The 19,793-nt window shown below is 41.4% G+C and carries 21 protein-coding genes; 6 read left to right on the forward strand and 15 right to left on the reverse strand.

Features of this window, described 5'->3' with window-relative positions; translation table 11 throughout:
- Positions 1 to 30: 30 nt before the first annotated feature.
- The 3 genes from EKC99_RS04365 to EKC99_RS04375 all read right to left on the reverse strand — a co-directional run bounded on the left by EKC99_RS04365 (position 31) and on the right by EKC99_RS04375 (position 3,816).
- On the reverse strand, positions 31 to 1,212 hold the full coding sequence (locus EKC99_RS04365; protein ID WP_075039809.1) for an IS701 family transposase: 1,182 nt from the start codon (positions 1,210 to 1,212) through the stop codon (positions 31 to 33).
- A gap of 356 nt (positions 1,213 to 1,568) precedes the next feature.
- Positions 1,569 to 2,570, reverse strand: coding sequence for a catabolite control protein A (ccpA, locus tag EKC99_RS04370; RefSeq protein ID WP_163150770.1), 1,002 nt, complete (start codon positions 2,568 to 2,570; stop codon positions 1,569 to 1,571).
- A gap of 163 nt (positions 2,571 to 2,733) precedes the next feature.
- The gene (locus EKC99_RS04375; protein WP_009361563.1) at positions 2,734 to 3,816 is read right to left on the reverse strand and encodes a bifunctional 3-deoxy-7-phosphoheptulonate synthase/chorismate mutase; all 1,083 of its coding nucleotides are present in this window, start codon (positions 3,814 to 3,816) and stop codon (positions 2,734 to 2,736) included.
- A gap of 150 nt (positions 3,817 to 3,966) precedes the next feature.
- Here EKC99_RS04375 and EKC99_RS04380 point away from each other — a divergent pair, with 150 nt between their 5' ends.
- A complete protein-coding gene (locus EKC99_RS04380; RefSeq protein WP_163150731.1) occupies positions 3,967 to 6,123 on the forward strand; it encodes a cell division protein FtsA in 2,157 nt (718 codons plus the stop codon).
- A 25-nt stretch (positions 6,124 to 6,148) separates the two neighbouring features.
- Here EKC99_RS04380 and EKC99_RS04385 read toward each other — a convergent pair whose 3' ends face one another.
- Positions 6,149 to 7,264: an aminopeptidase gene (locus EKC99_RS04385; protein WP_009361565.1), complete on the reverse strand. Its 1,116-nt coding sequence runs from the start codon at positions 7,262 to 7,264 to the stop codon at positions 6,149 to 6,151.
- Positions 7,265 to 7,393: 129 nt separating this feature from the next.
- On the opposite strand from EKC99_RS04385, the gene EKC99_RS04390 reads away from it, so the two are divergent.
- From EKC99_RS04390 to ytxJ, 3 genes are read left to right on the forward strand one after another with little or no spacing between them, the layout of a single operon-like run.
- On the forward strand, positions 7,394 to 7,786 hold the full coding sequence (locus tag EKC99_RS04390; protein ID WP_163150732.1) for a DUF948 domain-containing protein: 393 nt from the start codon (positions 7,394 to 7,396) through the stop codon (positions 7,784 to 7,786).
- Between the two features lie 12 nt (positions 7,787 to 7,798).
- Positions 7,799 to 8,149 (forward strand): YtxH domain-containing protein, encoded by a 351-nt coding sequence (locus EKC99_RS04395; RefSeq protein WP_163150734.1) that lies wholly within the window; start codon positions 7,799 to 7,801, stop codon positions 8,147 to 8,149.
- The gene (gene ytxJ / locus EKC99_RS04400; protein WP_163150736.1) at positions 8,136 to 8,465 is read left to right on the forward strand and encodes a bacillithiol system redox-active protein YtxJ; all 330 of its coding nucleotides are present in this window, start codon (positions 8,136 to 8,138) and stop codon (positions 8,463 to 8,465) included. The genes EKC99_RS04395 and ytxJ overlap by 14 nt, the downstream gene beginning before the upstream one ends.
- Positions 8,466 to 8,476: 11 nt before the next feature.
- Here the strand turns inward: ytxJ and murC are convergent, their stop codons facing one another.
- The 8 genes from murC to EKC99_RS04440 form a co-directional block, all read right to left on the reverse strand.
- A complete protein-coding gene (gene murC / locus EKC99_RS04405; protein ID WP_009361569.1) occupies positions 8,477 to 9,778 on the reverse strand; it encodes a UDP-N-acetylmuramate--L-alanine ligase in 1,302 nt (433 codons plus the stop codon).
- 161 nt (positions 9,779 to 9,939) lie between these two features.
- On the reverse strand, positions 9,940 to 11,049 hold the full coding sequence (locus EKC99_RS04410; RefSeq protein WP_009361570.1) for a nicotinate phosphoribosyltransferase: 1,110 nt from the start codon (positions 11,047 to 11,049) through the stop codon (positions 9,940 to 9,942).
- Between the two features lie 71 nt (positions 11,050 to 11,120).
- The gene (locus EKC99_RS04415; protein ID WP_163150738.1) at positions 11,121 to 13,262 is read right to left on the reverse strand and encodes a DNA translocase FtsK; all 2,142 of its coding nucleotides are present in this window, start codon (positions 13,260 to 13,262) and stop codon (positions 11,121 to 11,123) included.
- A gap of 72 nt (positions 13,263 to 13,334) precedes the next feature.
- Positions 13,335 to 13,940 (reverse strand): YtpR family tRNA-binding protein, encoded by a 606-nt coding sequence (gene ytpR, locus EKC99_RS04420; RefSeq protein WP_009361572.1) that lies wholly within the window; start codon positions 13,938 to 13,940, stop codon positions 13,335 to 13,337.
- On the reverse strand, positions 13,937 to 14,743 hold the full coding sequence (locus tag EKC99_RS04425; RefSeq protein WP_009361573.1) for a DUF1444 domain-containing protein: 807 nt from the start codon (positions 14,741 to 14,743) through the stop codon (positions 13,937 to 13,939). The genes ytpR and EKC99_RS04425 overlap by 4 nt, the downstream gene beginning before the upstream one ends.
- The gene (locus EKC99_RS04430; RefSeq protein WP_009361574.1) at positions 14,736 to 15,062 is read right to left on the reverse strand and encodes a thioredoxin family protein; all 327 of its coding nucleotides are present in this window, start codon (positions 15,060 to 15,062) and stop codon (positions 14,736 to 14,738) included. The genes EKC99_RS04425 and EKC99_RS04430 overlap by 8 nt, the downstream gene beginning before the upstream one ends.
- Positions 15,059 to 15,586, reverse strand: a complete 528-nt coding sequence (locus tag EKC99_RS04435; RefSeq protein WP_019416647.1) for a DUF84 family protein — start codon at positions 15,584 to 15,586, stop codon at positions 15,059 to 15,061. Before EKC99_RS04435 ends, EKC99_RS04430 begins: the two co-directional genes overlap by 4 nt.
- A 12-nt stretch (positions 15,587 to 15,598) precedes the next feature.
- Positions 15,599 to 16,666, reverse strand: coding sequence for a M42 family metallopeptidase (locus EKC99_RS04440; protein ID WP_163150740.1), 1,068 nt, complete (start codon positions 16,664 to 16,666; stop codon positions 15,599 to 15,601).
- Between the two features lie 107 nt (positions 16,667 to 16,773).
- Here EKC99_RS04440 and EKC99_RS04445 point away from each other — a divergent pair, with 107 nt between their 5' ends.
- Positions 16,774 to 17,070, forward strand: coding sequence for a PepSY domain-containing protein (locus tag EKC99_RS04445; protein WP_009361577.1), 297 nt, complete (start codon positions 16,774 to 16,776; stop codon positions 17,068 to 17,070).
- 24 nt (positions 17,071 to 17,094) lie between these two features.
- Here EKC99_RS04445 and EKC99_RS04450 read toward each other — a convergent pair whose 3' ends face one another.
- On the reverse strand, positions 17,095 to 17,934 hold the full coding sequence (locus EKC99_RS04450; protein WP_163150742.1) for a YtnP family quorum-quenching lactonase: 840 nt from the start codon (positions 17,932 to 17,934) through the stop codon (positions 17,095 to 17,097).
- Between the two features lie 71 nt (positions 17,935 to 18,005).
- Positions 18,006 to 18,656 (reverse strand): tRNA (guanosine(46)-N7)-methyltransferase TrmB, encoded by a 651-nt coding sequence (gene trmB, locus EKC99_RS04455; protein ID WP_009361579.1) that lies wholly within the window; start codon positions 18,654 to 18,656, stop codon positions 18,006 to 18,008.
- Between the two features lie 72 nt (positions 18,657 to 18,728).
- Here trmB and EKC99_RS04460 point away from each other — a divergent pair, with 72 nt between their 5' ends.
- Positions 18,729 to 18,998, forward strand: a complete 270-nt coding sequence (locus tag EKC99_RS04460) for a YtzH-like family protein (protein WP_009361580.1) — start codon at positions 18,729 to 18,731, stop codon at positions 18,996 to 18,998.
- Here the strand turns inward: EKC99_RS04460 and EKC99_RS04465 are convergent.
- Positions 18,990 to 19,763: a phosphotransferase family protein gene (locus EKC99_RS04465; RefSeq protein WP_163150744.1), complete on the reverse strand. Its 774-nt coding sequence runs from the start codon at positions 19,761 to 19,763 to the stop codon at positions 18,990 to 18,992. The genes EKC99_RS04460 and EKC99_RS04465 overlap by 9 nt on opposite strands.
- Between the last annotated feature and the right edge of the window lie 30 nt (positions 19,764 to 19,793).

The following is a 19,793-nucleotide window of genomic DNA, read 5'->3' on the forward strand; positions in this document are numbered from 1 at the left end:
CCATTTAAAAAGAGACAAACAGGGTATCCCTTATGCCACGTGGAGCTGTTTTTTCACGGTATCAATGGGAATATTTTGTTTTGCTGCACGATAAATGAACTCCACGAGGCTATGTCCTTTTCTCTTGCGCAGGAGATCGAGCCCATCCGAAAAATCACTGTTCGACTCGAACATGCTGTACACATACGCAAGTTGCACCAAGATCCAATACCGTTTCACCGCCCGACGCCCGCGAACGCGGTATCCATCGAGTTTCAGCTGGTCTTTCGCTTGACGGAAAAAACATTCGATCGACCAACGTGCAGCATAGTAGCGCAAGATCTCTTCATCGCTTAGCTCGCGATCGGTGCTCAAGACGCAATGAAGATGTTTCGGCGTCATCGGCTGATCGGCTTTCCATGCGAGCAGCACCACGGCATCCTTGAGACCGTTCAGAGCACCTTCGTAGCGATACACCCGATAACGCTCTTTTCCCACCGTGACGAGGCGGGTATCCCGTGGCTCCATAGATTTGGCAAATTCCTTTGCTTGAATGGCCGTCTCTTTTGGATAGAGAATCCGATTCGTCTTGAGCATCGCGATGACGTGGAACCCTTTTTTCAAGCAGGCTCCCACGAGGGTTTTCGATGGATACCAAGAGTCCATGAGCACATAAACGGGTCGACTCACATCCAACGAAGAAAGCATCTCGATCGCGAGTTCCCCTTTGCTTTTCCCCACCGTCTTGTCGTAGAGGCGAAAGGCAAAAGGAAACGCTTGGGTCATCGTATGAACCATGAGCCAAACGAGAGAATGTCCCCAGATCGACTTTTTCTCTGCGTGAGAATAGTGCCAATCACACCCTTGAATGGCGTGTGTTGCCCGTGACGAGGGCTTCGTTTTTTGGCAAATCGTATCATCGATCGAAACAAAAATGGGTTGATTCTCTCGTTTCGAGCTGCGTTCGACACGATGAAGCACCCACTGCTGGAGTTTGCGAAGCAGCGTCTCTTCCTCCCATGGGCTTTTCGTGAAAAAATGGCTGAGTGTCGTGCGGTGGTTCGGATGAAAACTCCAATGATGAAGATCGGTCAATGTTCCCGCAAATCCTTTGGTGGTCAGCGCATCCACGATATGAACGAGATGCTTCATCACAGGTTTCGAGAAATAAAGGGCCAACCCCAACATCGTGAAAAACTTGTGAATTCCTTGATGATGTGCTAATCTATTCATGAGACATGAACCTCCTTGTGGATAGTTGTGGCACATCTATTCTAACCAAGGAATCGGGTTCATGTCTTCTTTTTTGTTTGGTTGTAAATTTATGTTAGTAAATTTGCTCATCTACAGTTTATAAGAAAAGCGCAAAGCGCCCCCCATTTCGCCTAAAGGCAGCCCGCGTCCTGCGGGCAACGGCGAAATGTCGCCATCCTTGGCTCCGCGAAGAGCGCACAAGCCCCACCGAGGAAGCTTAGCCGCCGAAAGAATGGGCGAAGCGACTCGAGCCGATGGCGCTTGGAGCTAGACATCAACTCCAAATTTTATACTTTCTTATCTTTTAAAAAAATCATAAAGAGGCTTCTGCCTCTTTATGATTTTGTCGAATCGCGATATTCAATTCGATGTGGTAATACAACAATGTGATTGTCCACATGTTCTTTGTTCATATATTTTGTTAATAAACGCATCGCTACCGCACCAATATCGTACATCGGCTGTACGACTGTCGTTAGCTTCGGGCGAACCATTGTAGCTAAACGAGTGTTATCAAAACCGACTACTTCTAATTCATCAGGAATGCGCACACCACGGTCTTGGGCCCCATGAATGACACCAAGCGCCATTTCATCTGTCCCAACAAAAATGGCTGTTGGTCGCTCGGCAAGTTCGGCTAGTTTTTCATATGCTTCCATTCCTGAATCATACGTGTAATCCCCTTCAACGACGAGCTCGTCATCATAAGCAATATTCGCTTCTTCTAAAGCGCGGCGATAACCAGCTAATTTTTTCAATCCGTTAATTGGGTCATTTAGCGGCCCTGTCACATAAGCAATTCGTTTATGTCCTTTTTCGATTAACATATGTACTGCATCATATGCCGCTTGCTCATAGTCAATATTGACGGATGGAATAATATTGTTTTTTTCAATGGTTGCAGCTAATACAATCGGTACATCTGACTTTTTAAACTGCTCGACATGCTCTTCAGTGACATCGCCGCCCATAAATAAAATGCCATCGACTTGTTTTGCCAACATCGTATTTAATAAATGCATCTCTTTTTCTTTATTTTGATCTGAATTACTTAAAATAATGTTATACTTATACATCGTTGCAATATCTTCGATGCCGCGAGCCATTTCTGCAAAGAAAATGCTTGATATATCTGGAATAATTACTCCGACTGTCGTCGTCTTCTTACTTGCTAATCCGCGAGCCACCGCATTCGGACGATATCCGAGTCGCTCAATCACTTCTAATACTTTTTTGCGTGTAGAAGGCTTTACGTTTGGGTTCCCATTTACTACACGTGAAACGGTCGCCATCGACACGTTTGCTTCTCTTGCGACATCATAAATTGTTACATTCATCACATACACACTCCTTTTCAGCGCTCTATATATCGAAAACTGTCGTACATCGCAATTTTATGTAAAAATATCATACGATAAATGATTACCCAAGTGCAACGTTTTCACAAATAAATTCATAAGAAAAAGAAAAGCTGGCGAACAAATCACCAGCTTCTTCTCGTTATGCTTTTACAAATTGTTTTTGAAATGATTTTAATTCTTCCATAAACTCATTGAACTGATCAATGTCCATCTGTTGTGCGGAATCAGATAACGCCACAGCAGGATCAGGATGCACTTCAGCCATGACGCCATCCGCCCCAATGGCAAGCGCTGCTTTCGCACACGGTAAAAGTAAATCTCGACGCCCTGTCGAATGTGTCACATCAACAAAAACAGGTAAGTGCGTTTCCTTTTTCAAAATCGGCACTGCAGAAATGTCAAGCGTGTTGCGCGTCGCTTTTTCATATGTGCGAATGCCACGTTCACACAAAATGATTTGTCCATTTCCTTGCGACATAATGTATTCTGCCGCATGAATAAACTCTTCAATCGTTGCAGCTAATCCACGCTTTAACAACACCGGTTTATTCACTTGCCCAGCCGCTTTGAGCAACTCAAAGTTTTGCATATTGCGCGCCCCGATTTGAATGACGTCAATATAATCAAGCGCTGTTTCAATATCTGCAGGCGTCACAATTTCACTAATAACCGCTAAATCGAATTCATCTGCTACACGTTTTAAAATTTTTAACCCTTCTACTCCAAGACCTTGGAAATCGTATGGTGATGTGCGTGGTTTATACGCTCCCCCTCGCAACAATTTTAAACCGTGACGCTTGATTGCTTGTGCAACTTCCGCCACTTGTTCATAGCTTTCAACGGCGCATGGTCCCATGACAAAATATTGATTGCCATCGCCGATTTTTTCCCCTTTCACATCGACAATCGTATTTTCTGGCTTTTTCTTTCGAGATACGAGCAATGCTTTTTTATGATCATCTTCTTGTAAATCAAGACCGGCTTTAAAAATTTCTTTAAAAATATGTTTTAACGTCGCCGTATCAAACGGGCCGTCGTTATGTTCTAAAATTAAATCCAACATTTTTCTTTCACGAACAGGATCATAAAAATACGTCCCTTGGGCATCTTTAATTTTCCCGATTTCTTGAACAAGGCGTCCACGTTCATTAATTAACTTTAACAACTGTAAATTTAACTCATCAATCTTTGCTCTCAGCTCATCTAATCGTTCGTTACTCATTCATCTCATCCTTTCTTTATATAAGCTAAAAAATATGGTACATTTCTATATAATTAGAGATTATTATAAACGAAGTGGATAAAGTTGTCACCCCTTTATTTATAAAACGCGTTTAAGCAATAAAGAATTTTTTAATTTTCGAAAAAGAAGGTGGGAAGCTTGATTTTTGCATTAGATATCGGCACTCGTTCAGTGGTTGGCATTATTTTAAAGGAAACAGACGGACAATATCAAGTTGAAGACATTGTCATCAAAGAACATGAAGAACGGGCCATGCTTGACGGACAAATTCATGACGTACTTGCTGTTGCGAAAGTCATTATCGATATAAAAAAAACGTTAGAGGAACGGCATGGGTCTCTTACACGTGTATGCGTCGCAGCAGCAGGTCGTTCATTAAAAACAGAAAAAGGAAAAACAACGATTTCAGTGAAAGGAAAACCGCTTTTAACTCATGAAGATGTCACATACTTAGAACTCGCCGCCGTTCAACAAGCACAAATGACGTTAGCGGAAAAATCATCGAATGAAAAAAGTCATCATTATTACTGCGTCGGTTATTCGGTGACGCGCTATGAAATTGATGGTGAAGAAATCGGTAGCTTAATTGATCAACAAGGAGATGAAGCGAGCGTTGAAGTCATCGCCACATTTTTACCGAAACTTGTCGTCGAGTCGCTTCTTGCAGCATTGCAACGTGCCCATTTAGAAATGGAGGCGCTAACACTCGAACCGATCGCTGCCCTAAATGTACTCATCCCTCCGACGATGCGGCGATTAAATGTTGCGCTTGTAGATATTGGTGCAGGAACGTCTGATATCGCGATTACAGATGGCGGGACAGTGATTGCTTACGGAATGGTACCGATGGCGGGCGATGAAATTACAGAAGCGATTTCTGATGCATATTTACTCGATTTCCCTCTTGCAGAACAGGCAAAACGTGACTTACATACAAAAGAAACAGTAACGATTACAGACATTCTCGGTTTTGAAACAGAAGTGTCTCGCGAACAAATGATTGCAACTATTTCTGAGGCGATTGATCGACTTGCTGATGCGATCAGCCAAGAAATTTTACGATTAAATAACGATCAACCGCCGAAAGCGGTGATGCTTGTTGGAGGAGGAAGCTTGACGCCAGAACTGCCAAAACGGCTTGCTCAAAAACTTCATCTGCCAGAAAATCGCGTCGCCATTCGCGGCATTGATGCCATTCAAAAATTGCACATCGATCGTGAAGAAATGAAACATCGTCCAGAACTCGTAACCCCTATTGGCATTGCGATCGCTGCAAAGCAAACACCCATTCAATACGTAACAGTAGAGGTAAACGGACAATCGATTCGTTTATTTGATATGAAACAATTGACGATCGGTGATGCACTATTAACTGCAGGTATTCAATTACATAAACTATACGGCAAACCCGGCTTAGCTTGCGTCGTTACGCTCAATGGAAATACAATTACAGTTCCCGGAACACACGGAGAGCCACCAATCATTATGAGAAACGGTGAACCAGCAACGTTCGATACACCGATTAAAAACGGCGACCATATCGTTGTTGAAAAAGGGAAAGACGGAAAGCAAGCAACCATTCAACTTCGTGATTTGCTTGAATCATTACCGACAAAACAAGTGACGATCAATGGGCAACAATATACGATTGAACCGCTTGTGTTGCGGAACGGGGAACCTGCTTCCCTCGATGCTGTTTTATGTGATCGAGACGCCATTGTCGTCCATATGCCAGAAACGATGGAACAACTTTTGCAAGCAACAAAAAACGACCATCTTCTCCAACATCTCGAGCCATTTACGATCACGTTAAACGGAAAAAAAATAAAGTTTCCTGAATGGGGCGCAACGATATATCGAAATGGAATGGAGTGCCAACGCTATACCTCATTTGAAGACGGCGATCACATCGTCGTTCATGAACAAAAACAGCGAACAATCGCTCAAATAGCGGAAGCAAGACAGTTGAACATTCATTACTCGCTTCCAATTATATTTAACGGTGAAACGTTAACATTAACAAAACAAATTGGTGCGTTTTATCGTAACGGTGAACAGCTTCATGAGGACGATCTCGTTCAACATGGAGATGAGCTTCAATTTAGCCAGCGAAAAATCGAGCCGTTTATTTTTCAAGATATATTTCAATACGTCCAAGTTGATATTCCTCAAGGAGCGTCAACAACATTTACATTACTGAAAAACGGAAAACCGACAACATTTTACGAGACGCTTGCCCCAGGTGATCAACTTGAAATTATTTGGCAGAAGAAAAAGCAACTATGAGTAGCCCATAGTTGCTTTTTTTCTTTTATTTTAAGTTTTCTGGATTTAACGGCTCTAACTCTGGGAGAACAAAACGGCCGTCTTTACGAATGAGCACACCATCAAAATATATTTCACCGCCACCATATTCTGGACGTTGAATCATAACCATATCCCAATGGATGTTCGAATGGTTGCCATTGTACGCTTCATCGTAACATTGACCTGGTGTGAAATGGAAGCTACCATCGATTTTTTCATCAAATAAAATGTCTTGCATCGGATGTTGAATGTACGGGTTGACTCCGATTGCAAATTCGCCGATGTAACGCGCCCCTTCATCTGTATCAAAAATTTGATTAATACGTTCTGTATCGTTTGCTGTTGCTTCAATAATTTTTCCGTCTTTAAACGTTAATTTGACATTTTCAAACGTAAAGCCTTGATAAGGTGAAGGCGTATTAAATGTAATTGTACCATTGACGGAATCGCGAACAGGAGCGGTATACACTTCTCCATCTGGAATGTTCATTTGACCTGAACATTTTATAGCAGGAATATCTTTAATGGAGAACGTTAAATCTGTACCTGGTCCTGTAATGCGCACTTCGTCTGTTTTATTCATCAACTCAACAAGGGCATCCATCGCTTTATCCATTTTGCCGTAGTCTAAGTTACATACGTTGAAATAAAAATCTTCAAACGCCTCTGTACTCATTTTCGCAAGCTGTGCCATAGACGGATTCGGATAGCGGAGCACGACCCATTTCGTTTTCGGTACACGAATGTCCCGATGCACTTTTTGCATAATTGTTTTTCCATGAATTTTCATTTTGTCAGCTGGTACATCCGCAAACTCATTAATGTTATCCCCTGCACGTAAGCCGATGTAAGCATCCATTTCTTTCATGACGTTTGCTTCAAATTCAGCCATCATGTGAAACTGCTCTTCTTGTGCACCAAGCAAAAGCGCACGATCGACTTGATGATCTTTTAATGAAACAAACGGATACGCTCCTACAGCGTACGCTTCACGCACAAGTGCAATGACGAGCTCTCGCTGCAAACCGAAGTTTTCGATTAATACTTTCTCCCCTTTTTGTAGGCGAAGCGAGTAATGAATTAAATTTTTCGCTAATTTTTCAATGCGCGGATCTTTCATTTTGTATTCCTCCATTCCATCGTATGTACATGTATATTGTAACCGATCTACAAAAAATTTGGAGTTTTTTGCAGGATTTTTTCTCTTTTTGTCGAATGAAATATAAGATAGACAGAAAGGGGTTTTACAATGAACATCGTTTTGTATAGTAGCATTGCGCTCATCTCCATCGCCTTTCTCATTTTAGTTATTTATGTCGTCCAAACATTAAAAACACTTCAAACGACATTGCAACACGTTGCAAAAACAGTAGAAGAAGTTGAAAAACAAATGCATGAAATTGGGAAAGAAACGGCACAATTACTACATAAGACGAACGCGCTTGCAGATGACGTGCATAAAAAAGCAGAAAGCTTGCAAAGCGTATTCGATGCAGTAAAACAAGTAGGTGTTACCGTTCAAACATTTAGCAACTCGATTTCTAAAACGTTAACAACAAACGAAAAAAAAATTGCGCAGGCAATTCAGTGGGGACAAACACTCATTGAAATATGGACAAAATGGAAAGAGAAACGAAAGTAAGGAGGCATTCATATGGCGAAAAACGGTTCTTTTCTACTCGGGGCCATTGTTGGGGGAATTGCAGGTGCAGCAGCAGCACTCTTTTTGTCGAGCGAACGCGGAAAGCAGTTATTAACCGAATCAGCACAACATGGAAAACAACTGTTGAATGATTTCAAAGAAAACAATATAAATGAATGGAGAAAAAGTGAAGAAAAAGAAGAACCGATAAAAAGCGAACAAGAGAAATCGCATTCCATTTCATCTATCCCGATTCCGCTTCCTTCATCAGATGTGGAACAGTTATTAAAAGAAACCGAACAAGCGGTTCATGATGTCGAAAAACGTTTGAATAAAGGAACTGATGCACATGGAGAAAGTTGAAACAATTGAACAATTTGAGCAAATTTTCTTGTCACATCGCCCGTTTTTATTTATGAAACATAGCCTTACATGCCCAATTAGCCATCGGGCATGGCTAGAATTTGAACGGTTTACAAACGATTTTCCACACATTCGCGCCTATTACTTACATGTACAACACGCTCGTCCGTTGTCACAGCATATCGCAGAAGCGCTCCAAGTAAAGCATGAATCTCCTCAAGTGTTATGGGTGACTGAACAAGGAGTAAAGTGGCATGCTTCACATTGGAACATCACATACGAACAAATGAAAAAAGCAACTATGAGCGCATCATAGTTGCTTTTTGCTTATACGTGAACCGATTGTTCGTATTTCTCTTGAAATTTTTGAATATCGCCTGCTCCCATAAAAATAAGGACAGCGTGATCATGGTGTTTTAACACGTCAACTTGTTCCTCATGCAACAGTTTAGCCCCATCAATTTTTGCACGCAAATCCTCGATGGATAATTTCCCTTGGTGCTCGCGCGCTGAGCCAAAAATATCGCACAAATATACCGCATCAGCAAGCGATAAACTTTCAGCAAACTCTTGTAAAAATGTTTGCGTCCGTGTATATGTGTGCGGTTGAAAAATCGCAACAATTTGACGATCTGGATACTTTTGTCTTGCCGCCTCGATCGTTGCCCGTATTTCCGTCGGATGATGAGCATAATCATCAATAAGCACTTGTGAACCAAACGGTTTCTCATGGAAGCGACGTTTCACCCCAGGAAACGTTTTTAATCGTTCTTGAATAATGCTCACATCAATCCCTTCGTAATGGCAAAGCGCAATGACAGCAAGCGCATTCAGTACGTTATGATCGCCATATCGAGGAATATGGAAAGAAGCAAAAAACGTATGGCGCACAAACACATCAAACGATGTACCTTCTGATGTTTTCACAATATTTCGTGCTTGAAAATCATTATCTTCAGCAAACCCATAAAAAACAACAGGAACTTTCGCTTGAATTTTTTGTAAATATTCATCATCCCCGCAAGCAATAATTCCTTTTTTCACTTGCCACGCCATTTGTTGAAATGCAGAAAACACATCTTCAATATTTGCAAAATAATCTGGATGATCGAAATCAATATTTGTCATAATCGCATAATCAGGGCAATATGCTAAAAAGTGACGACGATATTCGCACGCTTCAAATACAAAATATTTACTTCCTTCTCTTCCCTTTCCGGAACCATCTCCGATTAAATATGACGTCGGTTGCGCTCCTTGCATCACATGAGCGAGCAATCCTGTTGTTGACGTCTTCCCATGGGCGCCAGTCACAGCGATACTAGTAAATTTCTGCAAAAATTCACCTAAAAACTGATGATAACGAATGACTGGTACACCGAGTTCGCGAGCGGCTACAATTTCTTCATGAGTATCTGGAAATGCGTTCCCTGCAATCACAACCATATTTTTTTGAATATTTTCCGCCCGAAATGGAAGAATGGGAATCCCACGTTCTTCTAAAGCCTCTTGCGTAAAAAACCGCTTATCATAGTCTGAACCTTGCACAACACATTTCATATCATGTAACACTTGAGCAAGTGCGCTCATTCCAGTACCTTTAATGCCGACAAAATGGTAAATAGTCATAAAAAAACCTCCACCAACTATCGTTGATCTATATAGCAGTATATGACACAAATTCCGTTTTGCTATTTTCATCTTATGTAACAAACTTCATTATACCATCGTTTCACCGCGATGATAAGAAAAACTGATAGAAGCATCATTCTTCTATCAGTTTTTCCGTGTTACTGACCAGTATACTCCACTTTTTCAAGGCGTGGATTTGGACGATAACGGCGCCCTGCTTTCGCTTGATGTTTTCCGTTTAACAATACGTTATCGCCAGTAAAGCCGATGTGTACTTTTAACAAACTGCTTCCTACACCGTACATATCAACTGGCACACCTTGTTTTTCAAACTCAATAATGCGCTGTTCGTTGAATCCGCCACTAACAACAATTTTCACATGCTCAAATCCTTCGCGATCAAGTGCCTCACGCAAAGCGAAAATAAGTGGTGGATTGACACCGCGCGGATCAAATGTGCCAAGCACTTCTGGGTGACGAATAAAATATTGATCGATCATCGTTCGAGACGTATCGACGCGAACAGCCTTTAACTTATCACCAAACTCTCGCGCCACTTTCAGTGCATCTGTAATACAGTCATTATTATAATCGACAAGAACGATTAAATCGTCATCTGGATATTTTGTGTGGTACGCCTTTGCTGCCGCAACAACATCCCCATCAAACAATTGAATGAGCGCATGCGGCATCGTTCCCATTCCTTGTTTCCCCCACCATTCGTTCATCGCATGGGTCGCTTGCGCGGTTGAACCGCCAATAAAAGCGGCATATCCATCACCCGCTTGCATCATAAAATGGTCATCACGATCCCCCATAAAAATGACCGGTTTTTGCACACCTGACAAAGCGGCAGCTTTAACGACGTTATACACGTTTGTTGCTACAGATGTTCGGCGCGCCAAAATCCCGTCAATAATCCCTTCTAAATATCCGAAATTTTGATACGGACCTGTGATGGTCAACACCGTTTCAAACGGGCTAATTTTATCTCCGTCTTTTAATGAATAAATTTCTAATTTTTCTGGTTCGTCCGCAAATGTATGCAACAAAGCAATCACTTCATCCGTTCCGCATAAGACTGCATGTTCTTTTTGGAAAAACTGCATCGTGACAATATTATTTGGACGAAATTCTTTTACAATTTCGCGCGTTTTTAAAAAATATACAGCTGAAAACCAACCATCTCGCACACGCTCATCAAATTTAAACGTTTTATTCGTTAGCCGTTTAATCTTTCCTTGTAGCTTTAATTCGATTTCTTTCATTTTGCTTTCCCCTTCAACCATCGTTTTCACTTATTTAGCATAGCATGTTTTCTATTTCACGACCACTTGATCTAAATCGTATCTTGTAGTTGCTCAAGATCTTGCTCATCAATTAAAACATCACGCGGCTTACTTCCTTTCGGAGCTGATACGATTCCGCGTTGTTCCATCATCTCAATTAAACGTGCCGCTCGATTGTAGCCAATGCGAAAGCGGCGTTGTAAACTTGATGTGGAAGCGCCCCCCTGTTGAACAACAAACTCACACGCCTCATAAAACAATTCATCATCTTCATCAGCTTGTACATGTTGTTGCAACAGCTCGTCATGTTGAAATAAATAAGACGGTTCCATTTGCTGACGCACATGGGCAACGACGCGCTCAATTTCTTCATCGGATACGAAATTTCCTTGTAAACGAATCGGTTTCGCCGTTCCATTTTCTAAAAATAACATATCGCCTCGCCCCAGTAACTTTTCCGCGCCGTTTATATCAATAATCGTGCGTGAATCAATTTGTGACGATACAGAAAAGGCAATGCGTGTTGGAATATTTGCTTTAATTAAACCGGTAATCACGTCCACCGATGGTCGCTGTGTAGCAACAAGCAAGTGCATACCACATGCTCGCGCTTTTTGAGCAATACGGCAAATCGCTTCTTCGACGTCAGCTGGCGCAACCATCATTAAATCGGCAAGCTCATCAATGACAATGACGATATAAGGTAAATGTTGTTCCGGCTTTTGTGCTTTTCGCACTAACTCGTTATAACGAACTATATCACGTACACCCGTATGTGCAAATAGTTCGTATCGTCGCTCCATTTCAGATACAGCCCATTTTAACGCTGCTGTTGCTGCTTTTGCATCAGTGATGACCGGACTGACTAAGTGTGGAATATGATTATATGGTGCAAGCTCAACCATTTTCGGGTCAATCAGTAGCAACTTCACTTCATGTGGTGTTGCTTTATACAACAAGCTGACTAACATCGCATTCATACATACACTTTTCCCTGATCCTGTTGCCCCAGCAATCAATCCATGAGGCATCTTTTTTAAATCGGTCACAACGGGTCTCCCTGAAATATCTAATCCTAAAGCAACGGTTAATGGAGAGTCTGACTTTTGAAACGCTTCGCTTTGTAACACTTCGCGAATAAAGACCGGGCGACTTGATCGATTCGGCACTTCAATCCCTATTGTGTTTTTCCCTGGAATAGGTGCTTCCATCCGAATATCGACAGCTGCTAAATTTAATTTAATATCATCTGCTAAATTCGTAATTTTATTCACTTTCACGCCAAGTTCCGGCTGTACTTCAAAACGAGTAACTGTCGGCCCTTTCGTTACATGAACAACCTTTGCTCCAACGTTAAAATTTTTAAACGTCTCGTTCAACCGCTCCGCTTGTTCTTTTAACCATGTTTCATCATCTTCTTGACGGATGAGTGGTGGATGCAACAATGATAAGGACGGGAACACGTATGTTGACTGTTTTTGTCGCTCTTTCCATTTTTCTCGATCTTGCTTTAACATCATCACATTGTATGGCACACCACTTCGTTGCCGTACTTGTTTCTCCTTTTCTTCTTCTCTCCCTTGTTCTCTATTTTCTTGTGGCTGTTTTTGTGCCGTTTTTTCTTCAACAATTTCTGTTTCTTCTTGCTTTTCGTCTTCCTTTTCGTGAACAAAATCGTCCACCTCATGACGAAGTGGCTCACTCTCCTGTATATGCGCATGTTCGTTTGTCTCAGCAACAACATGTTCTTCTTTTTCTATCGATTCAGTTGCCTCTACATTCACACATTCGTTTGTTTCGACTTTTTCAACAATCGGAAGTTCAAATTCAACCATTTGTTTATCTTCATTTTTTCGTTCTACGCGTTCCATTCTTTGATAACCAAATACAGGTGATGGGACATCCGTTGGGCGAAATGCGCGTGATTCACTTGCTTTACGATCGAGACGATATACTTTTTTCTCGAATGAACCCGTTTGTGGCAACGGTTCATCTGTTCTATCTTTTCTTCTTTCTTTCGGTTCATCTGGAATTAACGGAAAGCGAAACTTCCCTTTCGGATATTCATAAACGACTTTCGCCTCCATCTCTTTATGTTCGTTTTTTGGTACGGATGGAGAGTGTTTTCGCGTCTCTTTTATCTCATCGTTCTCCCCAAATAAATAACGAAATAATGCCTTTAACCAACCCATTCAGTCCTCACTCTTTCTTTGTACATTCAGTTTTATTTTATCACAAAAAAAAGCTGACTGCCGCAACGGAAGTCAGCTGAAAAATGGTTGGCCTACTTCGTACTCATCATTTAAAACGAGAATGCCTTTCTCTTGAGGAGCGTTCGGTAAGTTTAGTTCGCGTGCAGAACAAATCATTCCGTAAGATTTTACGCCACGCAGCTCTGCCTCTTGAATGACAAGACCGCTTGGCATGACTGCCCCAACTTTTGCAACAACAACTTTTTGTCCAGCTTCAACGTTTGGAGCGCCACATACAATTTGCAACGTTTCCGTACCGACATCGACTTGACAAACGCTTAACTTATCAGCATTCGGATGTTTCTCTTTTTGTTTCACGTAACCAACGACAAACTTCGGTGAAAAATCAGCCGCTACTTGCTCATCTACACCGTTTTTTTGAAGTATATCATTAATTGTCGCAATCAGTTGTTCTGTTCGTTCAATGACCCCATTTCCTTCAAATGTACCGTATGTAGATGCGTGAAAAATATTGTAACCGACTGTCTCACCTGTCTGCTCATTGAAAATGCGCACGACATCTCCTTTTTTCTCAAAAGCTCGCACTTGCGGATCGACAGCTTTCAATGTAATAAGTAACGTATCTCCGATCCCTTCACGATTGTAAAATACATTCATTGTTTCTCATCCTTTCGACGATTTTTTCCAAGAATAAAAATCGGTTGAAGTTGCCCATCTTCGTATAAAAATGAGAGGGCGGTAATCGGCACTCTACCGCTTGCAAAAAAACTCATCGTCAACTGCGCAAGTACATCATATCCGATTTCGTTCTCAATGTCAGCAATAATAAGCACATCTTGATGAGGAACGGCCAATAACATCGTTCCTTTTATTTTTTCAGAAAACTTTTTCAAAAAAGCATCATTTAATATGCGACTTGCATCATACCCATCGTTTGTATTCAAAAAGTAAAACGTATTACCTGCAACACGGTCTTCTTTCACCGTTGTAGGCAATGAACGCACATTAAAACGCGCAATTTCTTTTAATTGTTGCACATCCCAGCGCTCCGATTCAACTAACCGCTCATCAATAAGCCGATACGTTGTTCCTAAATCAAGTGCATAATAAATGCGCGTTTCTGCTGTATGTTCATCATAAATAAACATCGCTCCTTCGTTCGTCTTTGTCGGAAATGAAGTAGAGCGAATAACCGGATATACATGTTTTTCTTTTCCATGCAACGATGAATCATCATGTAATGCATTCAATGTTTGTTCTACATAATAAACGACTTCATCAATAGCGCGCTCTTTTTCCAGTTCCCATTTCGCAATAATTGGAGGTAAGGAGATCGTCACGCCTTTTTTCGTTTCGCGATGTTCAATGCGAAGTGTATCTTTTTTTCGATCCCATTGAAACTCCCACGGATAATGAGATAATCGCTGTTGAATATGCTCGCTTATTTGTTTACTATTCATCACGCTCACCTAAATGTTCAATAAAAGCAACGATTTCTTCTTTTGTTTTCCGATCTTTGCTGACAAATCGGCCTCGTTCTTGTCCGTTTTCATACGCGATAAAACTTGGAATGCCGAATACGTTATGCGCTGTAAACAAATCGAGCAATTGATCGCGATCAACCGCATAAAACGTATAATCCGAAAACTGTTCTTCGATTTCTGGCAAAATCGGCTTGATAACTTGACAATCTGGACACCAATCAGCTGTAAACATCATAATAACTTTCCCTTGTTGAATGACTTCATTATATTGCTCTATACGTTCAATTGTTTTCATCTATCTATCCATCCTTTCTTTTGATGTTCATACTGCCCTTTTAACATATGAACAATATGTGTATACATCGTTGTTCGATCGATCGCTCCGTTCGTCAAAATACCAATCGCCCCTTCATTTGAACGAACGTCGCGGCGATTTGCGTATTCATCCATCACTTCAGCTAATTCTTTTCCACTTCTTAATTGTTCACCGATTTCAGCGGGGAGGGGAATACGTGCCCCTCCTGCCACAACAACAACTCCATCGCGATCAACGAGCGCCCCCCAATTACATAACCAAATTCCCCCATTTTGTGCAACGAACACACCACCTTCTAAACCAATCCCGATATGTGCTTGTTGTTTACAAACAGCTAACGTCGCTCGCTCAATCGCACCTTGCAACGTTTCTTCGTCGGAAAACGGTTGTTTTGACACACTCGGTTGCACATCACTCGAAATAATCGTATAGTGTGCCTCATGAAACACAGCCTTTACCGCTTTCACTTTTGTATTATTTTTCGTTCCAACAGCTATGTTCATCTCTCGATCTCCTTAAGCGTTATGACGAATAGCGTCTACTGTCGCACGGTCACATCGTTTCACAAGAGCGACTAATAACTGTTTTGCCGCTTCATAGTCATCCACATGAATGATGGAAGCATGTGTATGAATATAGCGTGCACAAATGCCAATCACCGCTGAAGGGACACCGCTATTCGCGATATGTACTCTTCCTGCATCTGTTCCACCACCTGGTGAAATAAAGTATTGGTATGGAATGTTGTTCGTTTCTGCGATGTCTAAAATAAATTCACGCATGCCGCGATGCATAATCATTGTACGATCATAAATGCGCACGAGCGCACCTTTGCCAAGATGCCCAAACTCTTTTTCGTCTCCTGTCATATCGTTCGCTGGGCTAGCATCTAGCGCAAAGAAAATATCTGGTTTAATCATCGTGGCTGCCGTTTGCGCCCCACGAAGCCCAACTTCTTCTTGAACTGTCGCTCCAGAATATAATACATTCGGTATCGTTTCGTCTTTTAACTCTTTTAACAATTCAATGGCTAAACCACAGCCGTAACGATTGTCCCATGCTTTCGCCATAATTTTTTTCTCGTTTGCCATCGGTGTAAACGGACAAATAGGCACAATTTGTTGCCCCGGGCGAATGCCCATGCGCTCTGCATCATTCCGATCATCTGCTCCAACATCAATGAGCATATTGTTTATATCCATTGGCTTTTTTCGCTGCTCTTCGTCAAGCAAATGAGGAGGAATCGAGCCGATTACACCAACAATGGGACCGCGATCTGTTATAATTTGTACACGTTGAGCTAACAATACTTGATTCCACCAACCGCCAAGTGGCTGAAAACGAATCATTCCTTGTTCTGTAATGGCGGTCACCATAAAACCTACTTCATCCATATGCCCTGCAACCATCACGACTGGACCATCTTCTGTTCCGCGCTTTACTCCAAAAATGCTCCCAAGCCGATCTTGCACAATATCATCAGCATATTTTTTTAACTGTTCACGCATAAAAGCACGCACCGCATGTTCATTCCCCGGTGCCCCCGGCAATTCGGTTAACGTTTGAAACAACTGCAAATCCATCGTTTTTTCCCCTTTCTTAGCTCGCTATTTGTCATTGTAGCGAATTTTACATGTAGTTTCCACTCGAACAATTCGGTATACTAAAAGAAAAAGTGGAGGAATGGATTATGCGCGTCAAAACGTTTCTTACTGGGATCGTTGTCGGTGCAACAGCAGCATACATATGGAATGAGTGGCAACATCAACGTTTTATTTCATCTGAACAAGCGCTCCAAAAGGCGAAAGATGCCTTTCAACAAACGGGTGACATTACAGGATCGTGGATCCAAACGACCGTTGAAACAATTGAAAAAAATGGGCTACGCTACAACGTCTATCGAGGTGGCATTACGCGTCCAACTGGCGCATATGAGTGTCTCATTGATGCAAAAACAGGAACAATTATTGAAGCACGAAAATTGTAAAACCCAAGCAAGCCGCTTGGGTTTTTATTGACGTTTAATCGATTCAATGATTTGAAACTCATCATTCCAACGGACAGCGCGATAATACGCATCGTGATAAAACGTAAACCATGCATCGTTTTCCATTCCATAGGCGAGCCATTTTTGTTTAGCGAAAATGGACGTCATCGGGTAATCATCGTATGCCATCACCCAAAGCGGATTTTGATGTGCATGTGTCGGCATTAAATCACCGAGATGAACGGCCGTTTCTCCTTCAGATGTAATAATAATAATGGCATGTCCATCGCTATGACCGCCTGTATGAATCATCGTCACACCAGGAACAACTTCTAACTGCTCAGCAAACGTATCAACTTGCTCTACAATGGCTTCCCAGTTTTCTTTCCAGTACGTATTGCACGAACGAATATTCGGCTCTTTCATCTCCGCCCATTCCACTGCCGATGTAATAATGCGCGCACGCGGAAACGTTGGAACGAGCTTATTTTCTTCCCATTTTGTTAACCCGCTCGCATGATCGAAGTGCAAATGCGTCATTAATACAAGATCGATGTCTTCAGGAGTTAAAGAAAGAAGCGCCAACTGCTTTTCTAAGTCAGACTCTTCCGTAACACCAAAATTTCGTTTTTGCTTCTCATTCAATTTTCCTTTTCCAATGCCTGATTCAATGAGTATGTTTTTCCCATCCACTTGCAATAAAATCGGATCCGTGCGAAGCGGAATTTGATTTTGGTCGTTGCATGGATATTTTTTCATCCAAAGCGGTTTTGGCACGACACCAAACATCGCTCCCCCATCTAAATGTGTAATTCCTCCATTCAACCACGTCATCGTTATTTGACCGATCGTTAATTTCTCCATCTTCTCTCCCCCTCTCATGCTCTATTTTAACATTATAAAAATATTCAGAAAAGGAAAAAACCTATGTCCAATTACGACATAGGTTTTCGATATTTTACTTCACAGCGATAAATTGGATTTCCTTTTTCAGAAAACTTTTGTTCATACTCTGTCATGACGTTTCCTTCCACATCGCTTCGATGAAGATCGAGGCTAACATATTGAAGAACTAAACCGTATTGTGAAAAGCTGACAAGGGAATATTCAAACAATCCTCGGTTATCTGTTTTGAAATGAATTTCCCCTTCATCGACTAAAATGTTCTCATACAACTCTAAAAATGAACGATATGTTAACCGTCGTTTTTCATGTCGCTTTTTTGGCCACGGATCAGAGAAATTCAAATAAATGCGCTCGACTTCTCCCTTTGCAAAAATGTTCGTTAATTCTTTCGCATTCACATTCAATAAACGTAAATTTGGCAAATCGTTCTCAATCAGCTTATCTAGTGCACATACAATGACGCTTTCATATAACTCAATACCGATATAGTTAATATGCGGATGCATTTTTGCCATTTCCGTAATAAAACGACCTTTTCCTGTCCCAATTTCTATATGAATGGGATTGTCGTTTGCAAACAATTCATGCCAACGACCTTTATATTGTTCCGGTTGCGGAATAATATATTGTGGATATGATGCAATTTTTTCTTTTGCCCAAGGCTTATTCCGTAAACGCACGTCTCATCCTCCGTTTCTTTGCATATAAAAAGATAAAAATGGCCATATTATAAAACGAATAGGGGGATGAACATGGCCATTAATCATGAGCATCAATTAACTGTGTTAAAAGACATTTTATCAGAGCATCAACTTGATCGTTCAGGGACAGTAGCCGAATGTGAACAAATTGAACGGCTCGCCAAATCGTTAATCGCAAACGATGCTGTCCATTCTGAACTAAAACAAACGTTATCTCATATTTACACGTACAGTCAAAGCGGAAAAAACGCAACTGATCTTTCTTCACACATCGATCAACATGAACAACAGCTCGCTGAATGGATGGATCAATTAACGTAACACATGCTCGAGGAAATGCAACAATCGTTGCATTTCCTTTTCGTTATTCCGCCCTTTATGCCATGCAAGCAACATTATCGTTTGAGCCACCGTATACCATTTCATGCGCAGCAGCAACTGCTCATTAAACGGTAAACCGTATTGCTTTAACCAGCTGTCCCATTGTTCTCGTGGAATGTAAGCATACAACAACATCCCGATATCAATTGCTGGATCAGCAATCATGGCGCTATCCCAATCAATTAAATAAAGCTGGTTATCTTCTGTTAACAACCAATTGTTATGATTCATATCACAATGACAAACGACATAATCTTCATGATACACATCATGTACATGTTTCTCTAAAAACATGATAGCATCTTGCACAACATCATTTTCTTTTATAACACGTCCGTTTTTTTTCACTTCTTCTAGCAAACGATTCGGCAATAAAGGTTTTTTACCGAGCCGTTCCATCATCGCCAACAATTCTTTTGAGCGATGAATTTTTCGAAGCAGTTGGGCAACTTGTTTGCTAGTCATATCGTGCGGCTTTAATTCGCGCGCTTGTAAAAACTGCTGGGCTGTAATGACATCCCCGTTTTCCATTCGTTTCGTCCATACTAATTTTGGAACGATTCCTTCTGCCGACAAAACAGCTAAAAATGGAGAAGAGTTGCGCTTTAAAAACAACTTCTTCCCATCATGCTCCGCAATATATGCATCCCCTGTTGCACCACCTGCCGGGGAAATTTCCCACTCCTTACCTAGTAACTGTTCCAAGTGAGCTCACCTTTCGACTTAGTCAAAATA

It is taken from the genome of Anoxybacillus sp. MB8 (assembly GCF_011006755.1).
GTDB classification, from domain to species: Bacteria; Bacillota; Bacilli; order Bacillales; family Anoxybacillaceae; genus Anoxybacillus; species Anoxybacillus gonensis.